Raw genomic sequence first — 17,504 nt, forward strand, 5'->3', positions numbered from 1 at the left:
TTTTACTCTTGACAATCTGGACAAGTACCATAAAGTTGCATAGAGTGACTAGTGATTTTAAACTTGTTCTTCTTAGCAATTCTGTCTTGTCTTTTTTCAATTTCATCATCTAAGAACTCAATAATCTTTCCACAAGATGTACAAATTAGATGATCATGATGCTCTTTTTTATTACTCTCATACTTCTTACCATCTACACCAAAATTAATTGATGCAATTAAATTAACTTCTTCTAGAAAACTTAGTGCTCTATAAACAGTAGCAATACCTATATTAGAGTCTGGATTAGTTGTTTTAATCAGATTATAAATTTCCTCAGCAGTTAAGTGGTCATCAGCGTGAAGTAAAACATTTAGAACAATTTCTCTTTGCTCTGTATATTTTAAACCTTTTTGTTTAACAATTTTTTTCAGTTCATCAATTACTTCATTGCTATCTGCCATCAATCTACCCTTAAATATTTTATTATATAATTATTGCACAAAACAGTTCAATTTTACTTAAACTCTTTCACAAATAGCATTAATTTTAGTTATATTACACCAAAAACTCTTCATAGCAAAGAAATTAATTTAATATTTTAAGTATTTTTTCAGTACTATTGACTAATGATAATCATTATTAATGAAGGACCTTAATTGTATTTAAATGAACTATCTAAAAATGAGTGTGCGAAAATTATTTCTATCTCATGTACAGATAAACTAAAAGCAAGACTTAACTCTTTTGGTATTACAAGAAATTCAGAAGTAGTAGTTATAGAGCAAACCTTATCAAAAAACACAATCGAAATAAAAGTAAATAATACAAAGATTGCCTTACGAAAATCAGAAGCAAGATATATTGAAGTAGAGAAACTATCATGCAAAAACTAATTAAAATTGCCCTTGTTGGGCAACCAAATGTTGGTAAGTCTATGCTTATCAACTCAATTTCAAACTCAAAATTAAAAGTAGGAAACTTTTCAGGTGTAACTGTTGAGAAAACTGTAGTTGAATTTGAGTATGAAAACTATCTTTTAGAAATTACAGACTTACCTGGTTCTTACTCTTTAAGTGATTATACTCTAGAAGAGAAAGTGACAAAAAATTATTTACAAGATAGTGATTACGATATTATTCTAAATGTTGTTGACTCAACAAACTTAGAGAGAAATCTTTATTTAACAACAGAACTTTTAGAACTTGACAAAAAAATGGTTATTGCTTTAAACATGAGTGATGAAGCAAAAAAAGAGAATATCACTATAGATGAGGAGCAACTAAGTAAAATACTTGGCAAACCTTGTATTAAAACATCTGCAAAAAACAAACAAGGTGTAGATGAGTTAATTAAAAACTTAATAAAAAAATTTGAAACTAAAAAACTTGAATCAAAACTTATTTTTTCTGATGTTATTGAAGAAGAGATTTCAAATATTTGTAAACTATTAAAAGAAAAAAACTTCCCTTCAGATGTACCATATAGAGATTTAGCAGTTAAGCTTTTAAAAGAAAATAAACAAACCTTTCTAAAGTTCCACAATGAGCCAATATGGATAGAGTTACAACCTTTAGTAAATAACTCTTTTGAACATCTATATATTCACTTTCATACTAAAAATATGCAAGATATTTTTGATGATGAAAAGTTTGCTTTTGCAAAAGGTGCAGTAAAAGAGACTGTTACTTTAAATGAAAAAATTGAAGATAAATCTTTAAGTGATAAAATTGATAATATTCTAATCAATAAGTTTGTTGGACTTCCTATTTTCTTATTTTTAATGTGGGTTTTATTTCAATTAACCTTTGAACTTGGAAATATTCCAATGGATATTATTGATTCATTTTTTGCAAGCTTAATTGATAGTACAAAAAATGCTTTAGGGGATAATCAAATCTCCTCAGTAATAGCAGATGGTGCAATTGCAGGAGTTGGTTCTGTAATTTTATTCTTACCAAATATTGTGATTTTATTCTTTGGAATTGCCCTTTTAGAAACAACAGGTTATATGAGTAGAGTTGCTTTCTTACTTGATGGCTTCTTTCATAAATTTGGTTTACATGGAAAATCATTTATTCCTCTTGTTACAGGATTTGGATGTTCAGTTCCAGCTTATATGGCAGCTAGAACTTTAAAAAATGAAAAAGATAGATTATTAACTCTTTTCATCATAGGGTTTATGTCTTGTGGAGCTAGGCTTCCTATTTATGTTCTATTTACTGGAGCATTCTTTTCTAAAGAGAATGCAGGAAATATTCTATTTCTAATCTATATTAGTGGTGCACTTCTAGGTTTATTAGCTGCAAAAGTTTTAACTGTAACTGCATTTAAAAATGAAGATGAACCTTTTGTTATGGAAATGCCAAAATATAGAATGCCTTCATTTAAACTTATATGGCATACAGTTTCAAATCAAGCCTTAATGTACTTAAAAAAAGCAGGTACTTTTATCCTTGCAGCTTCTATTTTAATTTGGTTTGCTTCAAACTATCCTAAGCATTTAGAGTATGAAGAGATGGTTAATACAAAAATAGAACAAGCTTCTAGTATAAATGAAATTGAGAAACTTGAAAATGAGTTAGCTTTATACAATCTTGAAAACTCTTATTTAGGTAAAATTGGTAAGTTTTCTCAACCCTTATTTGAACCACTTGGGTTTGATTGGAGAATGACAGTTGCACTTGAAACAGGACTTGCAGCAAAAGAGATTGTTGTCTCAACTTTAGGTATTTTATATGGTTTAGGTGAAGATAATTCAGAAGAGAGTGATACACTTATAAATAAAGTAAAAGCAAATATTCCTTTTGTTTCGGCAATATCATTTATTGTATTTGTTATGATTTATTTACCTTGCTTAGCTGCTTCAATGGTATTTGCAAAAGAGGCTGGAGGTTGGAAGTATCTGGTTTATCTATTTGTTTTCACAACTGTAACAGCGTGGATACTGTCATTTATAGCTTATAATGTGGCAAAAGTAATAGTTAGTTAAACTAACTATTACTTGATTTCGAAAGTAGTTACTGTCTCTCTTTTATTATCTATAACTTTAAATTGCCATATTCCAGGAAGTCTACCTGCAATATATCTAAAATCATAAATTGATCCATGCCCTGCTGGAATAAGTAAAACTCTATCCCTTGAAATCTCACCATCTGGGTCAATCCACTGAACTTGAATCTCTTTGTCTTCCTCTGAACGCTCATGAATATATTTACAAACTATAGAGTTCTCATCCTCTAAAATTAAACAATCTGCACTATATTTTGTATCTTCATCAATTGTCTCTGCAAAAATTGTTGAAAGTAAAAAAAGAGATATTAATATAATTTTTTTCATATCTTCTCACTTTATTTATGTTGGAGAAATTATATCATATTTTGGTTACGATTTGTACTCTTCCCAAATAGCCTCTTCTTTAAGAGTTGCTCTATTAGTTAAAATTTCAAAAGGCTTATATGCATCTTTATATCCCATTGAAAAATGGTCTTTAATCCAATACCCTAAATAGATATATGGAACATTTAACTCTTTTGCTATTTTTATTTGAGCTAGAATTGAAAACTTCCCTATAGATAGGTCTTCGTAGTCATGGTCATAAAAACAGTAAATAGAAGAAATAGCCCCAGATAAAATATCAACTAAAGCTACTCCAATTAATTTATCATCCCTTACATATAAAAACTCTTTTGTAAAATCATCTTTCCCTTGAACGTAAGACCTGTCATACTCAGCAGGTTCAATTGGAGAGTAATTCCAGTTTTTCTTTTTGTTCATGTGGTAATGATATTTATCATAAAGTTTTAAATGGTCTAAAGTAAGAGATGGGGGTTGAATATAAACTTTTGTATCTAGATTCTTTTTAAATACTCTTTTTTCAGAACGAGAAAATTTATAGTTTTTTACATCGATACGCATAGAGATACATTTTGTGCAGTCTCTACATTCAGGTACAAAATGCATTTTACCAAATCTACGCCAACCATGTTCTAGCATGTTTTGGTAGTCTTCTTTTTTGCAATTACTTATGTACCTATATCTTATATCAGATATTTCATCATCAAAATATGAGCACTCTCGTTGCTCTTCTACAAATTCTACGTCCCGTTCTAAAATATGCATAATCTATCTATTCGTTTATCTTCTCTTTTATTTCTTTTGCGATTTTTGTTATTCTATCAATTTTTTCACTATTTGACAATGAAGTATCAATTAAGTGTTTTACAAAAGCACTTCCAACAATAACACCATCAACACCTTTAGCCTTCTCTTTACAAGTTTTTTCATCAACACCAAAACCTATGTATAAAGGAGTGTCTGAGTATTTTTTAACTGTATCAATAATGTAAGTTAAATCTTCACTTTGACCACTTCCCGTAATACCAGCATAAGCAACCATATAAATAAATTTTTCAGCATTTTGAACTACTTGCTTAATTCTATTTTCATGGTGAGTAGGAGCTACAAAGGCAATATTTGCTTTATTGTATTTATCAAATAAAGGTTTAACTAATTGTGCCTCCTCAAAAGGTAAATCTGGAATAATCATACCATTTACACCAAATTCATCGGCTTTTTTTAAGAAGTTTTCTAATCCATAATTATAAAAAGGATTCATATATCCCATCCATAACATATCCATATTTGGTGCTATTTTTGAAGAAACTTCAAATAAATCATTTAAACTAAAATTATTTGCTAATGCAATTTGATTTGCCTTTTCAATAACTGGACCATCTGCTACAGGGTCAGAAAAAGGAACACCTAACTCTAATGTATCAACACCTGCTTCTTTCATACTCAAAGCTAAGTCAACAGAAAAGTTATTATCAGGAACTGAAGATGTAATATAACCTACTAATTTTTTCAAAATATAATCCTAAAATATTAATTCAATAGGATTTATTCTATCAAAATTTATCTTGTAAGGGTATGAGTATTTAGTAAACAAAAATAAAAAGGATAGTTTTGATACAATAATCTTTTAAATATTACATATTATTAGGGAAATTTATGAGTATAATCAAAAACGATTTTGAAAAAATGAATGTAACAAAAATCAAAAAAGCTAAAAATAATAAAAACTTAACAATGATTACTGCATATGATGCACTTTTTGCCAAGCTTTTTGAAGAGATTGCCGATATTATTCTAGTAGGTGATAGCCTAAATATGAGCTTTGCAGGAAAACCAGATACTCTTTCTGCAAGCTTAGATCAAATGATTTATCATACAAATGCTGTTTGTGCTGGAGCATCTAAAGCTTTTGTAGTTTTAGATATGCCATTTGGAACATATATTAATAAAGATGAAGCCTTAACGAATGCTGTAAAAGTATATCAACAAACAAATGCAGCTGCTATAAAAATTGAAGGTGGAGAAGATAAAGCTGATATAGTAAAACATCTTACTTCTAACTCTATTGCAGTTATGGGTCATATTGGTTTAATGCCTCAATATGTAAGAAGTGAAGGTGGATATAAGGTAAGAGGTAAAACAGAAGAAGATACACAACAACTTATCCGTGATGCAAAAGCTATTGAAGAAGCTGGAGCATTTTGTATTGTAGTTGAAGGTGTTTTATCAGATGCAGCTAAAAAAATTACAGAAGCAGTAAATGTTCCAGTTATTGGAATTGGAGCAGGAAATGTAACTGATGGACAAGTATTAGTTTGGTCAGATATGTTAGGTTTCTTTGAAGAGTTTAAACCTAAGTTTGTAAGACACTATTTAGATGGAGCTACTTTAGTGAAAGAAGCTGTTAATAAATATAGAGATGATGTTCAAACAAGAGCATTCCCAGCAAAAGAGGAAGAATATTAGCATGATAAATTTTAAAGTGGAGCTTTAAAAGTGGAAAGAGTTGTAGAAGTAGAACAAGTATCCTTTGAAGATGAAAGTACAGAAGTAAATCTTCGTCCTTCATCTTGGGATGATTATATTGGTCAAGAAAAGATAAAAAAGAATTTAAAGGTTTTTATTGAAGCTAGTAAAAAAAGAAATGAAGCCTTAGACCATATTCTTTTTTATGGACCTCCAGGACTTGGTAAAACTACTATTTCATATCTTATTTCAAATGAGATGAATACAAATATCAAAGTTACTGCTGGACCTATGATTGAAAAAAGTGGTGATTTAGCTGCTATTTTAACAAACCTTGAAGAAGGTGATATTTTATTTATTGATGAGATTCACCGTTTAAGTCCTGCTGTTGAAGAGATTTTATATCCTGCAATGGAAGATTATAGACTTGATATTATTATTGGTTCTGGACCAGCAGCACAAACTGTAAAAATCGACCTTCCAAGATTTACTCTAATTGGAGCAACAACAAGAGCTGGTATGCTTTCAAATCCTTTAAGAGAGAGATTTGGGATGCACTTTAGAATGCAGTTTTATACTTTTGAAGAGTTAGCAAAGATTATTCAAAAAGCTGCATTTAAACTTGATAAACAATGTGATGATGATGCAGCATTAGAAGTATCAAAAAGAAGTAGAGGTACTCCACGAGTTGCACTAAGACTTTTAAGACGAGTTAGAGATTTTGCTGAAGTTGAAAATGAAGATACTATCAAAATAGAAAGATGTAAATACGCTTTAGATGAACTAGGAGTAAATGATTCTGGTTTTGATGAGATGGATATAAACTTACTTGAACTTCTTGTTTCAAATAAAGGTAAACCTATGGGACTTTCTACTATGGCAGCTGCTCTTAGTGAAGATGAAGGAACAATAGAAGATGCTATTGAGCCATACTTATTAGCAAATGGTTATATAGAAAGAACTGCAAGGGGAAGAGTTGCAAGTGTTAAAACATATGAGCTATTTAGATTAACTCACCCAGATGCACAAAAATTAAATGATGAAGGAACACTGTTTTGAAACCACAGTACTTCTTAATAGCTTTAACAATAGTTACTCTATTTTTTATGTTGGAGCTATTTAGTGCATTTTTAAAACCTATGATTGTTGCCCTACTTTTAGCTGTTGCAACAAACTCACTAAATATATATTTTAAAAGACATATTCCAAATCAGTTTGTTTCATCGATGCTTATGACAATATTTTTAACTTTTATTTTCTTTGTTCCAGTTTTATATTGTATCTTCTCATTTGCGACAATGATAAATAAAATCGACCAAAAAGCATTAATTGAAATGTACAATGCCTTGGAACATTGGGTTAAAAATATGCCTAATGACTTACTATTTATAAAAGAGCAATTAAATAAAATCCTTGATAAAGTAGATATTCCAGAGCTTATTCAAAAGCTTATTTCTATAGGTGCTTTTTTAGGTAAAAACTCTGCAAAATTTATTATTGATATGATAATGATTTTAGTATTTTACTTTTTCTTTAACTTTTATAGTACTAGTCTTTCTCACTATTTTAAAGAAGCACTTCCTCTTAAAAAAGAGGATTCAAATGCTCTATTTTATGAATCATCAAATGTTATGAGTGTAGTTTTATACTCTATTCTAGCAACAGCTGTACTTGAAGGTTTCTTATTTGGTATCTTTGTTTCTTTCTTTGGATATGATGGGATTTTATTAGGGGTTTTATATGGTTTTGCCTCTTTAGTTCCTGTTGTTGGAGGACTAATTATGTGGCTTCCTGTAGCTATTTATGAAATCTTTACTGGAAGTACTACAAATGCCTTAGCAATTGCTGGTTACTCAATTATCGTTATCTCTATTGTTGCAGATACTTTTATTAAGCCAGTAATTATAAAATATATCAATCAAAAAGTAGTAAAAACTCCAAGTGAAGTAAATGAATTACTTATTTTCTTTGCAATTGTTGCAGGACTTTCTACCTTTGGTTTTTGGGGAATGATTATAGGTCCAGCGATGGTTACATTCTTTATCTCACTAATTCAACTTCTAAATAAGTTTAGTGATGATTATTATAGTATTAAAAAGAGTATAAAGAACAACGAATAGTTGCTCTTTATATATCTACTTTTCTATTCACCTGATAAAAGTTCACCTCTGAAAGTCACTATTCCATAATCTAAATTTGCAACTGATTTAAAGCCCATATCAAGCATAATCTTTTGGCAATAAGCACTTCTACTTCCACTATGACAATAAACTACTATAGGTGTATCTTTTTTACCTTCAACTTGTTCTAAAGCTTGATAAAATGAAGTTGTAGGAACTAGAAAGTCTGTTCCTTTTATTCTTGCACCAACCCATTCCATCCACTCTCTTGTATCTACTAATAAAAAGTTTACAAGCTTTAGTTCTCTAGCTTCTAATAAAGCTTCTACTTCAGCTGCTGAAACTTGCTCTTTCTTTAAAAGATTTTCACAATCTTCTTTTGAAAGACCTTGAGAGTGTTCAACTTCTTGCTCTACTTCATCCTTTTGAATTAAAGAATCAACATGCTCTTTTGTACAGAATATTCCACAGTGACAGTGACCTTTTTCAGGAATTTCTTTTGTAAGGGCTGGTGTACAGGGACATAATCTATTGTCCTCTTTTTCTCTTTGAGATGGTGTTTCACCAACTACCATAAAACAGGGACAAAATCTTTGTCCATAAATCATCTTATTTCTAGTAAGTCCAAGTTGAATTGACTCATTTACATCTTCTTCTGGATTATAGAAAAAACCATGCTCTTCACATACCTTATCAGTAAACTGTTTTGTTAACTCTAATTGCGTTTGAAACTCATCACTTTGGATATCAATTTTTTTAATCATTACACTTCCTAATTTAAAAATAAAAAATAACATAAAGAACTCTATATAAAAATTAAACAAGAATATTAAAAAAATTAAAAAAGTTTTTACTATAATAATAAATAACAAATTTTAACACAAGAAGTTTCCAATGAAACCTAAGAAATTCTTTCTAAAAATCAAACCCACAATCTCCCTTATTTTAATATTTTTAATCTCCTCCGTTATAGTTACAACCCTTTCTTTACAGTACTACTTCTCAAAAGACTTGGCCTTTGATGCAACAGAAAACAACTTTAAACTCACAGCTGAAAAAATAGAACAAAAAATAATCTCTTTTGATAATTCAAATAGTAATATTTTAGAAGCTATTATACACTCAGAAGAGATGAGAGAATTTCCTTTAGAAAATGAAAGGCACAGACTACTTAAACAACTAACTGTTATTTTAAATAATAATAAACATATCTATGCCATATATGCAGGAAGTAAAAGTGGTAACTTTTATGAAGTAATAAACCTAAATATAACAAAAGATTTAAGAAAAAAATACAATGCAACTAAAGAAGCTAGATGGCTTATAGTAAAAATCTATGAAGAAGATGGCAAAAGATACCAATATGAGCAACTTTTAAATAAAGGTTTAAAAGTTTTAGATACTAAAAGAAAAGAAGCTTCATATGACCCAAGTATTAGGCCTTGGTTTAAAAAGGCTATTAATTCACATAGAAAAGTAATTAAAACAAAACCCTATCAATATACAAACATTGATGAACTAGGGATTACTTATGCAAAAAGAATTAGAAATGAAGATATTGTTTTAGGTTTAGATGTATCACTAAATAGTATTTCTAATTTTTTAAGTAAGCAAACTATTATGAAAAACAATGAAATTATTTTATTTCAAGAAGATGGTGAAATAATTGCTTCTGCAAATTTAGATAAAGATATGAAAACTGTACCATATAAAGAACTTCTTAACTTTGCAAAAGATGAAAAGATAAAAAAAGTACAGTTTAACGTAGGATTAGAAGATGAAGCTTTTGTCTATTATTCACTTATTAAATCTGAGTTTAAAACAAAAGACCACCTTGCAATAACTATTCCTGTTAATACTATCATGAAACCTTTTATTAGTAAGATATATAACTCATTTATGATTACCTTGGTAATTTTAACATTGACTATTCCTTTAATTTGGTATGCAACAAGAATCTTAGTTGAACCAATTCAAAAACTTGAAAAAGAAAATAAGAAGATAATGAGAAGGGATTTTGATAATGTCAAATTAATAAAAACAAGAATAAAAGAGTACCATGAACTTTCTCAATCATTATATAAGATGTCAATATCCATAAAAGAGTTTGAAGAAAAACAAGAAGAGTTAATGGACTCTTTTATTCAACTAATTGCAAGTGCTATTGATGCAAAGTCAAAATACACTGGTGGCCATTGTGAAAGAGTTCCTATATTAACTATTGCGCTAGCAAATGCTGCAGCAGCTTGTGATGAGGGGATTTTTAAAGACTTTAAACTATCTACTAAAGATGAAAAAAGAGAGCTTAGTGTTGCTGCTTGGTTACATGATTGTGGTAAAGTTACTACTCCTGAGTATGTAGTTGATAAAGCAACAAAATTAGAAACTATTTATAATAGAATTCATGAGGTAAGAACTAGGTTTGAAGTTGTTCATAGAGACTTAACAATTAAGATGTATGAAAATATCTTAGCTGGTGCAAATAAAGAGCAAGAAGAACATAAACTTCAAGAAGAACATAAAAAGCTACAGCAAGAGTTTGAAGCTATTGCCAAAGCAAATATTGGTGGAGAGTTTATGAATGATGAAGATATTGAAAAAATCAAGGAAATAGCTCAAAGAAAATGGACAAAATATTTTAATGACACAATAGGTTTATCCCATGATGAAACATCAAGAATAAAAGAGATAAACAGAACATTCCCAAAAGAAGAGAATCTTTTAAGTGATAAAGATGAACATATTATTCAAAGAGAAGACTTCTCTCAAGAAGAGTTTGATAAATATAAATTTAAAATGGAAGTACCTAAGCATCTTTATAATCAAGGAGAAATTTATAACTTAACCGTTAAAAAAGGTACTCTTACAGAAGAAGAGAGATTTAAAATCAATGAACACATGATTATGACAGTAAAAATGTTAGAGGAATTACCTTTCCCTAAAAATCTAGAGAAAGTTCCAGAGTATGCAGGAGCTCACCATGAAACACTTATAGGAACTGGTTATCCAAGAAGACTTAAAAAAGAGGATATGTCTATTCCTGCAAGAATTATGGCAGTTGCTGATATCTTTGAAGCTTTAACAGCTGCTGATAGGCCGTATAAAGAAGCAAAAAAACTTTCTGAATCAATTAAAATACTTAGCTTTATGGTAAAAGATGAACATATTGATGAAGATATATTTAAACTATTTTTAACAAGTGGTGTTTATATGAATTATGCAAAAGAGTATTTAAAAGAAGAACAAATTGATGAAGTAGATATTTCTAAATATGTATAAACAATCACAAAAGTGATTGTTTATCAATTATTAAAAAGAGGCTATATATTCTGATAATACTTCTAAATCTTCTTTAGATAAAGAGCTTACTTGAGCAATCATAACACCTTTCATAGCTGCACCATATGTACCTTCTTTATATCCAACTAAAGCATTTAAAACTTTATCTTTATCCCAACCTTTGATTACTTGAGATTTTCCTAAAGCTTTCATTTCTCCATTTTGTCCATGGCAACCTGCACATTTTAGATATAAAGATTTACCTTTTGAAGTAACATTAGTATCTTTTTTTGTTTCAACAATATTATCAATACTTGATTCAATACTTGTTTTTGCTTCTTTTGTTTTATTAACAATTTCATCTGTTAACTCTTTTGCTACAACTTCAGCCTTTGAGCTAATACTCTTTGCTGCATCAGTTCCTTTTTCAGCAATTTGTTTAGACTCTTCAACTACCTTTGAAGCTACTTCAGAACTTGCACTTTTAACTACTTCTGTAATTTTTGAAGTTGATTCTTTAACTTGATCTACAAGTTTTGATTCAGCACTTGCTTCTTTTTCAACTTTTACTTCAGCTTGTGCTACTGGTTTTTGAGTTTCTGCTTCTGTAGATTCAGAACATCCTGCAAAAATAGCTACTGCTACAAAAGAACTTAGTAAAATCTTTTTCATTATCAATCCTTGTATTTTTTTTATTTTAATTTTTTATTGTGTACTTTTTGTGGTACTTGGTTCTAAAGCTTTATATGTAAAACTAAACTCATCTTTTACAAAATCAATTTTAACTTGACCACCTTTTTTAAGTCTGCCAAATAAAATTTCATCAGTAAGTACATTTTTAATCTTATCAGAAATAACTCTATTAAGAGGTCTAGCACCCATTGTTTTATCATAACCAAGTCTTGCTAACTCATTTTTAGCTTTAGCTGTTATAGAGATTTTAATCTTCTTATTCTCTAACTGTTTTTCTAAATCTAAAACAAATTTACCAGCTACTTTAGCAACAATATCTTGCTCTAAGGCTGCAAAAGGTACTGTTGCATCAAGTCTATTTCTAAACTCAGGAGCAAAGAATTTATTTACAGCTTTATCTTCATTTAATGAATCATTTTTAGCAAACCCCATAACATTTGCTTCACTTGCCCCAAGGTTTGAAGTCATAATTAATACAACATTTTGGAAGTCTGCTTTATTTCCACTATTGTCTGTTAACTCTGCATTGTCCATAACTTGAAGTAAAATAGACATTAAATCAGGGTGTGCTTTTTCAATCTCATCAAGTAATAACACACAATGAGGATGTTTTCTAATAGCTTCAGTTAATAATCCACCATTTTCAAAGCCAACATATCCCGCAGGTGCTCCAATAAGTCTTGATACTGTATGAGCTTCCATATATTCACTCATATCAAATCTTTCAAAATGAATTCCTAATTGATTTGATAACTCTTTTGCAACTTCAGTTTTACCAACACCAGTAGGTCCAGTGAAAAGGAAACTTCCAATTGGTTTTTTATCAAGTCCAAGTCCAGCTTTATTTCTTTTGATTGATTGAACAATTGTAGAAATAGCTGTATCTTGACCAAATACTCTTTTTTGCATTCTAGATTCAAGATTTTTAAGTAATGATACATCTGATTTTGTAGCTGATTTAGAAGGAACATGTGCCATTCTTGCAACTGTATCTTCAATATCTTTTTGTAAAATTTTTACATTCTTTTTGTTTACTTTTGCATACTCGATTTTTTTACTAGCTCCGGCTTCATCAATAACATCAATTGCACTATCAGGTAAAAATCTATCCGAGATATACTTCTTACTTAATTCAACGGCTGATTCAATAGCAGAGCTTGTATAACTTACATTATGGAACTCTTCATATTTTGGTTTTAATCCATCTAAAATTGTAATTGCATCTTCTACACTTGGCTCATCAATATCAACTTTTGCAAATCTTCTACTTAAAGCCTTGTCTTTAGAAAAATCATTTCTAAACTCTGAGAAAGTAGTTGCACCAATACATTTTAGTTTTCCATTTGCAAGCATTGGTTTTAAGATATTTGAAGCATCCATCGCACTTCCACCAACACTTCCAGCTCCCACAATTGTATGAATTTCATCAATAAATAAAATTGCATTAGGAATTTTTACTATCTCTTTTAAAAGGGATTTTAGCTTTTTCTCAAAATCACCTCTATATTTAGTTCCTGCAACCATTGAACCCATATCTAAAGAGTATACTTTAGCGTCTTCTAAAAATTCAGGTACTCTTTTATTTGCAATTTCTAAGGCTAAACCTTCTGCTATTGCTGTTTTACCAACACCTGGTTCTCCTACTAAAATAGGATTATTTTTCTTTCTTCTTCCAAGAATTTGAATAACTCTACTTATTTCAGTTGTTCTTCCAATTACAGGGTCAATATCACCTTTTTTAGCAACTTCAACAAGCTCAGTTGAGTTTTTGTCTAAAACCTTATTATCATCTTTTTCTTCTTTATTTCCTAGCTCGTCTACTTCATTTTCATTTTCTCTATGAGAAATCTCTTCTAGGATATCAATTCTTTCTACACCTGCTGATTTTAGGATATATGTTGCATAGGATTTATCATTTTTTAATATAGCAACAAACATATCCTCTACACTAGCATTTCCTCTTCCACTAGTTTGAGTATGGGCTACCATATTCTCAATTGTAGAAGTTAGTGTAAGAGTTTCAATTGGCTCATCTTCAACATTTTCAGGGAAAACAGGAGTATTCTCTTCAATATATTTTTTAATCTCATTAAATATTTTTTCTTGGTCAAGTCCTAAATCTACAAATAGATTTTCAATAACCTCATCATGCAGAAGCATAAGAAAAATATGTTCTACTGTTAAATACTCGTGTCTGCTTTTTTTAGCATAACTTACAGCTTGCCCAAATATATTTCTTAATTCTTTACTTATCATTTTTTATTCTTCTTCCATAATAGCTTTAAGAGGGAAACCTTTCTCTCTAGCAAGTGTTTTTACTTGAGCAACTTTTGTAGAAGCAATTTCATGGCTATAAATTCCACAAACTTCTCTTCCATTGTTATGTATATTTAACATGATTTGAGTTGCTTCATCAACAGTTTTTCTAAATATATTTGTTAATACATCAATAACAAAATCCATAGTTGAATAATCATCGTTTAATAAAATCACCTTGTATTTTTTTGGTTCTGAAACCTCTAAATTACTGTCCAATTCTATCTCTAATTCATTTGCCACCTAGTTCACCTTTTGTTTAATCTATGAATATTATAACTAAAAAACTGATTAGCTTGGTAAAAGAAAGAGTCAAATAAATATTTTAAGCTATATTTATATTTTACGTTTTATGAACTTTATTAACTCTTCTTTTGAAAGTGGTTTACTGAAGTAATATCCTTGATAAATATCACATCCAAAACTTTCTAAAAGTTCTAACTCTTTTTGTTCTTCCACGCCTTCTGCTACAACTTTTAAATTTATATCTTTTCCAATATTTACAATTGATTTTACAAGCTTCATATTTTCATCATTTAAAAACATATTGTGAATAAAAGACTTATCAATTTTTAATTCAGAAATAGGAAGTTTACTTAAAATACTTAATGAAGAATAACCTGTTCCAAAGTCATCTAAAGAGATACTCACATTGTATGATTTGATTGTATTTAAAAACAGTATAATTCTTTTTACATCCCCAACAAAGATATTCTCAGTTATCTCAATCATAAACTTATCATTTGGGAAACTACTATTTAAAATCACTTTTTTAAATCTATTCATCTCTTTTATTGATACTAATTGCCTTGGAGAAACATTTACAGAAAGTGTAAACTCTTTTGAAGTCTCTTTCCAAACCTCTTTTATATCTGCTTGGGCTTTTTTTATTACAAACTCGCCAATGTCATTTATAATTCCACTTTTCTCAGCAACTTTGATAAACTTTTCAGGGGATACAAAACCTAGCTTTTTGTTATTCCATCTAAGTAAAGCCTCTACTCCTATAACCTCATGGGTTTTTGAATTGATTTTAGGCTGATATACTAAAGAAAACTCATTATTGTGAATAGCTTGTCTAAGTTGTGTTTCTATTTGAACAATTTCTTTTGTATTTCCATAAATTGCCTTTGAGAAAATCACATAAGAGTTTTTATTCTCTTTTGCTTTATATAAAGCCATATCTGCTTGGTTTAAAAGCTCTGAAGTTGTAGTTTTACTTTTGTTATATCTAGAAATACCAATACTTACACCAGTAAATAGTTCAATTTCCCCTATTTTAAAGTTATTTGAGAAGATATCTAAGATTTTCTTTGCAATTGTTCTAACTGTTTCTTCACTTCTTTCATCAATTAAAACAATAAACTCATCTCCAGCATTTCTTGCAATAAAATCTTTTTTAAATAATCTTGCTTTTAAACGCTTTGCAACATCTTTTAAAAGTTTATCTCCAACTAGATGCCCATAGGTATCATTTATATATTTAAAGTTATCAAGGTCTAAGAAAAATACATAAAAGTTTTTAGCTTCTTGCATTCTTTTACTAATCTCTTGATTTAATGAATATCTATTATAAACTCCCGTTAAAGTATCATGGTTTGCGATATATCTTAGTTCATTTCTTGTACGTGTTTGTATTTTAATACTATAACTAAATAAGAAATATAAAATTCCAAGAAGAATAAATAGTAAAACCATAGAGATTATAAGTTTTTTATTAAAATCTTTTGTCACTACTTCATAGGAAATAGAAACCAATGAAAACAAGTCATACTCTTCTATGTAAATTACAGACATCATGCATTTTTTGCCATTTGTAGTAACTGTTATAACATCAGGAGTAAGCTCTTTTATTTTATCAATTTGTCTAAATTTATTAAAATCATACTCATTAGAATAAGTCTCTTCTAAAGTTTTAGTAAGTGGTGTTTCAAACTGTATAAAACCATCACTTCTGATTAGTTGTACCTTTAGATTGCTTGGTAACTCTTTTAGATTAAATACACTACTTTCTCCATCGACTTGTATTCCAGCAGTCATTACTAAAGGGGTTTTTCCTGTTTTATCCTGAACTCCCATTCTAATTGGAATAACCCACTTTCCAAGGTTTTCCATAAAGTAGCTTCTACCTAAGTGCATTTTTTGACTATCTCTTGCTTCTTCAAAACTTTTACTTGTAAGTTTATTGTCCATTAAATTAGGTAAGTTAGTCAAGCTATCAATTGTAGAAACTAATATTAACTGACCATCATATTGAGCTAAACCAAAGGCAACTATTCCTTTATTTACTCTTTTCATATCATTGATTAGTTTTCTTCCATTTTCTGGATTATTTAAAGCGTCAAGCTCTAAAAGGTTCTCACCTAATATTTTTAAAGTAGACTCTTTATTTCTAAAAGAGGAAATTGTACTTTGAACACTGATTTTATTAAAATTTGTTAAGTTTTCCGCATACTTGTTTTTATTTATAATCCATTCATAATAAAAAATAAAAATTGCAGCTGTTAGAATCAATACACTAACAACGATATAAACAAGCCAAAAGTTAACTTCTTTGAGCTTTGACATAAAATTCCTATAAAAATAATTTGCAAATAAATATATATAATTTAATAAAAAATATACAATATATAGTTTTTAATTTTACTTAGGTAGAATTCCAAACAAAAGATAAAAGTAAGATTATGAAAGAAACAATTTTTATTACAGCTACAAATACCGATGTTGGCAAAACTTTCGCTTGCGAAAAGTTTATTAGATATTACTCAAAAAAAGGTTTAAAAGTAGGATACTTTAAACCTATTGAAACGGGAGTAATAAGCTCTCCTTTAGATGGTTCTAAAATGCTAAACTTAGTAAAAGAGTTAAATCCATCTTTTGATTTTGATATGAAAGATGTAGTTCCTTATCAATTCAAACTTCCTGCAGCTCCATTTGTTGCTAAAAATGATACAAAAATAGATTTAGATTTTTTATTGGCAAAAAAGAAAGAACTTGAAGCAAAGTGTGATATTTTGATTATTGAAGGTGCTGGTGGACTTATGGTTCCTATTGAAAAAGATTTTTTTATTATTGATTTGATAAAATTCTTTAAAGCAGAAGCAAAACTTATAACACCATCAAAACTTGGGTGTATAAATGATACTTTACTCTCTATAAATGCTTTAAAAGCAAAAGAGATAGAGTTTGAATGGTATATAAATCTATTTTTAGATAAAGATGAGTTCCCTGAAGTGACTTTACCTTTTTATAAAGATTATTTTAAAGAGATAAAATACCTTCAAGACATATAGA

General features: G+C 29.1%; 16 protein-coding genes. 7 read left to right on the plus strand and 9 right to left on the minus strand.

Going from position 1 to position 17,504, the window contains the following annotated elements; translation table 11 throughout:
• Positions 1-2 precede the first annotated feature (2 nt).
• Positions 3-443, minus strand: a complete 441-nt coding sequence (locus tag CRV03_RS08470; RefSeq protein WP_129084712.1) for a Fur family transcriptional regulator — start codon at positions 441-443, stop codon at positions 3-5.
• 195 nt (positions 444-638) lie between these two features.
• Here CRV03_RS08470 and CRV03_RS08475 point away from each other — a divergent pair, with 195 nt between their 5' ends.
• A complete protein-coding gene (locus CRV03_RS08475; protein WP_129084713.1) occupies positions 639-875 on the plus strand; it encodes a FeoA family protein in 237 nt (78 codons plus the stop codon).
• Positions 863-2,971, plus strand: a complete 2,109-nt coding sequence (feoB, locus tag CRV03_RS08480) for a ferrous iron transport protein B (protein ID WP_164968643.1) — start codon at positions 863-865, stop codon at positions 2,969-2,971. Before CRV03_RS08475 ends, feoB begins: the two co-directional genes overlap by 13 nt.
• A gap of 8 nt (positions 2,972-2,979) precedes the next feature.
• On the opposite strand, the gene CRV03_RS08485 is transcribed toward feoB, so the two are convergent.
• From CRV03_RS08485 to trpA, 3 genes are read right to left on the minus strand one after another with little or no spacing between them, the layout of a single operon-like run.
• Positions 2,980-3,318, minus strand: coding sequence for a hypothetical protein (locus tag CRV03_RS08485; RefSeq protein ID WP_129084715.1), 339 nt, complete (start codon positions 3,316-3,318; stop codon positions 2,980-2,982).
• Positions 3,319-3,363: 45 nt separating this feature from the next.
• Entirely contained in the window at positions 3,364-4,101 is a 738-nt protein-coding gene (locus CRV03_RS08490; RefSeq protein WP_129084716.1) for an arginyltransferase, read from the minus strand.
• A gap of 7 nt (positions 4,102-4,108) precedes the next feature.
• The gene (gene trpA / locus CRV03_RS08495) at positions 4,109-4,849 is read right to left on the minus strand and encodes a tryptophan synthase subunit alpha (protein WP_129084717.1); all 741 of its coding nucleotides are present in this window, start codon (positions 4,847-4,849) and stop codon (positions 4,109-4,111) included.
• A gap of 143 nt (positions 4,850-4,992) precedes the next feature.
• Between trpA and panB the strand changes: the two genes are divergently transcribed.
• The 3 genes from panB to CRV03_RS08510 are packed head-to-tail and all read left to right on the plus strand — an operon-like array spanning position 4,993 to position 7,922.
• On the plus strand, positions 4,993-5,802 hold the full coding sequence (gene panB, locus CRV03_RS08500) for a 3-methyl-2-oxobutanoate hydroxymethyltransferase (RefSeq protein WP_129084718.1): 810 nt from the start codon (positions 4,993-4,995) through the stop codon (positions 5,800-5,802).
• A 30-nt stretch (positions 5,803-5,832) separates the two neighbouring features.
• Positions 5,833-6,861 carry a Holliday junction branch migration DNA helicase RuvB gene (ruvB, locus tag CRV03_RS08505; protein ID WP_129084719.1) on the plus strand — a complete coding sequence of 343 codons (1,029 nt, stop codon included), beginning with the start codon at positions 5,833-5,835 and terminating at the stop codon, positions 6,859-6,861.
• Positions 6,858-7,922, plus strand: a complete 1,065-nt coding sequence (locus tag CRV03_RS08510; protein WP_129084720.1) for an AI-2E family transporter — start codon at positions 6,858-6,860, stop codon at positions 7,920-7,922. The genes ruvB and CRV03_RS08510 overlap by 4 nt, the downstream gene beginning before the upstream one ends.
• A 23-nt stretch (positions 7,923-7,945) precedes the next feature.
• Here CRV03_RS08510 and CRV03_RS08515 read toward each other — a convergent pair whose 3' ends face one another.
• On the minus strand, positions 7,946-8,686 hold the full coding sequence (locus CRV03_RS08515; RefSeq protein ID WP_129084721.1) for a ferredoxin-thioredoxin reductase catalytic domain-containing protein: 741 nt from the start codon (positions 8,684-8,686) through the stop codon (positions 7,946-7,948).
• 130 nt (positions 8,687-8,816) lie between these two features.
• On the opposite strand from CRV03_RS08515, the gene CRV03_RS08520 reads away from it, so the two are divergent.
• Positions 8,817-11,201: an HD domain-containing phosphohydrolase gene (locus CRV03_RS08520; protein ID WP_129084722.1), complete on the plus strand. Its 2,385-nt coding sequence runs from the start codon at positions 8,817-8,819 to the stop codon at positions 11,199-11,201.
• A gap of 30 nt (positions 11,202-11,231) precedes the next feature.
• Here the strand turns inward: CRV03_RS08520 and CRV03_RS14320 are convergent, their stop codons facing one another.
• The 4 genes from CRV03_RS14320 to CRV03_RS08540 form a co-directional block, all read right to left on the minus strand.
• Positions 11,232-11,873 (minus strand): c-type cytochrome, encoded by a 642-nt coding sequence (locus tag CRV03_RS14320; protein ID WP_309109190.1) that lies wholly within the window; start codon positions 11,871-11,873, stop codon positions 11,232-11,234.
• A gap of 33 nt (positions 11,874-11,906) precedes the next feature.
• Positions 11,907-14,150 carry an ATP-dependent Clp protease ATP-binding subunit ClpA gene (gene clpA / locus CRV03_RS08530; protein WP_129084723.1) on the minus strand — a complete coding sequence of 748 codons (2,244 nt, stop codon included), beginning with the start codon at positions 14,148-14,150 and terminating at the stop codon, positions 11,907-11,909.
• 3 nt (positions 14,151-14,153) lie between these two features.
• Positions 14,154-14,453, minus strand: coding sequence for an ATP-dependent Clp protease adapter ClpS (gene clpS / locus CRV03_RS08535; RefSeq protein WP_129084724.1), 300 nt, complete (start codon positions 14,451-14,453; stop codon positions 14,154-14,156).
• Positions 14,454-14,546: 93 nt separating this feature from the next.
• Positions 14,547-16,778 (minus strand): bifunctional diguanylate cyclase/phosphodiesterase, encoded by a 2,232-nt coding sequence (locus CRV03_RS08540; RefSeq protein WP_129084725.1) that lies wholly within the window; start codon positions 16,776-16,778, stop codon positions 14,547-14,549.
• Positions 16,779-16,894: 116 nt separating this feature from the next.
• Here CRV03_RS08540 and bioD point away from each other — a divergent pair, with 116 nt between their 5' ends.
• Positions 16,895-17,503 carry a dethiobiotin synthase gene (bioD, locus tag CRV03_RS08545; protein ID WP_129084726.1) on the plus strand — a complete coding sequence of 203 codons (609 nt, stop codon included), beginning with the start codon at positions 16,895-16,897 and terminating at the stop codon, positions 17,501-17,503.
• Position 17,504 lies beyond the last annotated feature (1 nt).

Origin of the sequence: Arcobacter sp. F155, assembly GCF_004116455.1 — a bacterium.
Lineage (GTDB): Bacteria > Campylobacterota > Campylobacteria > Campylobacterales > Arcobacteraceae > Halarcobacter.

What these genes read in the sequence shown, in the direction of transcription:
- CRV03_RS08470 (WP_129084712.1), bottom strand. Translation starts at nt 443, where the DNA reads ATGGCAGATAGCAATGAAGTAATTGATGAACTGAAAAAAATTGTTAAA.
- feoB (WP_164968643.1), top strand. Translation starts at nt 863, where the DNA reads ATGCAAAAACTAATTAAAATTGCCCTTGTTGGGCAACCAAATGTTGGT.
- CRV03_RS08485 (WP_129084715.1), bottom strand. Translation starts at nt 3,318, where the DNA reads ATGAAAAAAATTATATTAATATCTCTTTTTTTACTTTCAACAATTTTT.
- CRV03_RS08490 (WP_129084716.1), bottom strand. Translation starts at nt 4,101, where the DNA reads ATGCATATTTTAGAACGGGACGTAGAATTTGTAGAAGAGCAACGAGAG.
- panB (WP_129084718.1), top strand. Translation starts at nt 4,993, where the DNA reads ATGAGTATAATCAAAAACGATTTTGAAAAAATGAATGTAACAAAAATC.
- CRV03_RS08515 (WP_129084721.1), bottom strand. Translation starts at nt 8,686, where the DNA reads ATGATTAAAAAAATTGATATCCAAAGTGATGAGTTTCAAACGCAATTA.
- CRV03_RS08520 (WP_129084722.1), top strand. Translation starts at nt 8,817, where the DNA reads ATGAAACCTAAGAAATTCTTTCTAAAAATCAAACCCACAATCTCCCTT.
- CRV03_RS14320 (WP_309109190.1), bottom strand. Translation starts at nt 11,873, where the DNA reads ATGAAAAAGATTTTACTAAGTTCTTTTGTAGCAGTAGCTATTTTTGCA.
- clpA (WP_129084723.1), bottom strand. Translation starts at nt 14,150, where the DNA reads ATGATAAGTAAAGAATTAAGAAATATATTTGGGCAAGCTGTAAGTTAT.
- CRV03_RS08540 (WP_129084725.1), bottom strand. Translation starts at nt 16,778, where the DNA reads ATGTCAAAGCTCAAAGAAGTTAACTTTTGGCTTGTTTATATCGTTGTT.
- bioD (WP_129084726.1), top strand. Translation starts at nt 16,895, where the DNA reads ATGAAAGAAACAATTTTTATTACAGCTACAAATACCGATGTTGGCAAA.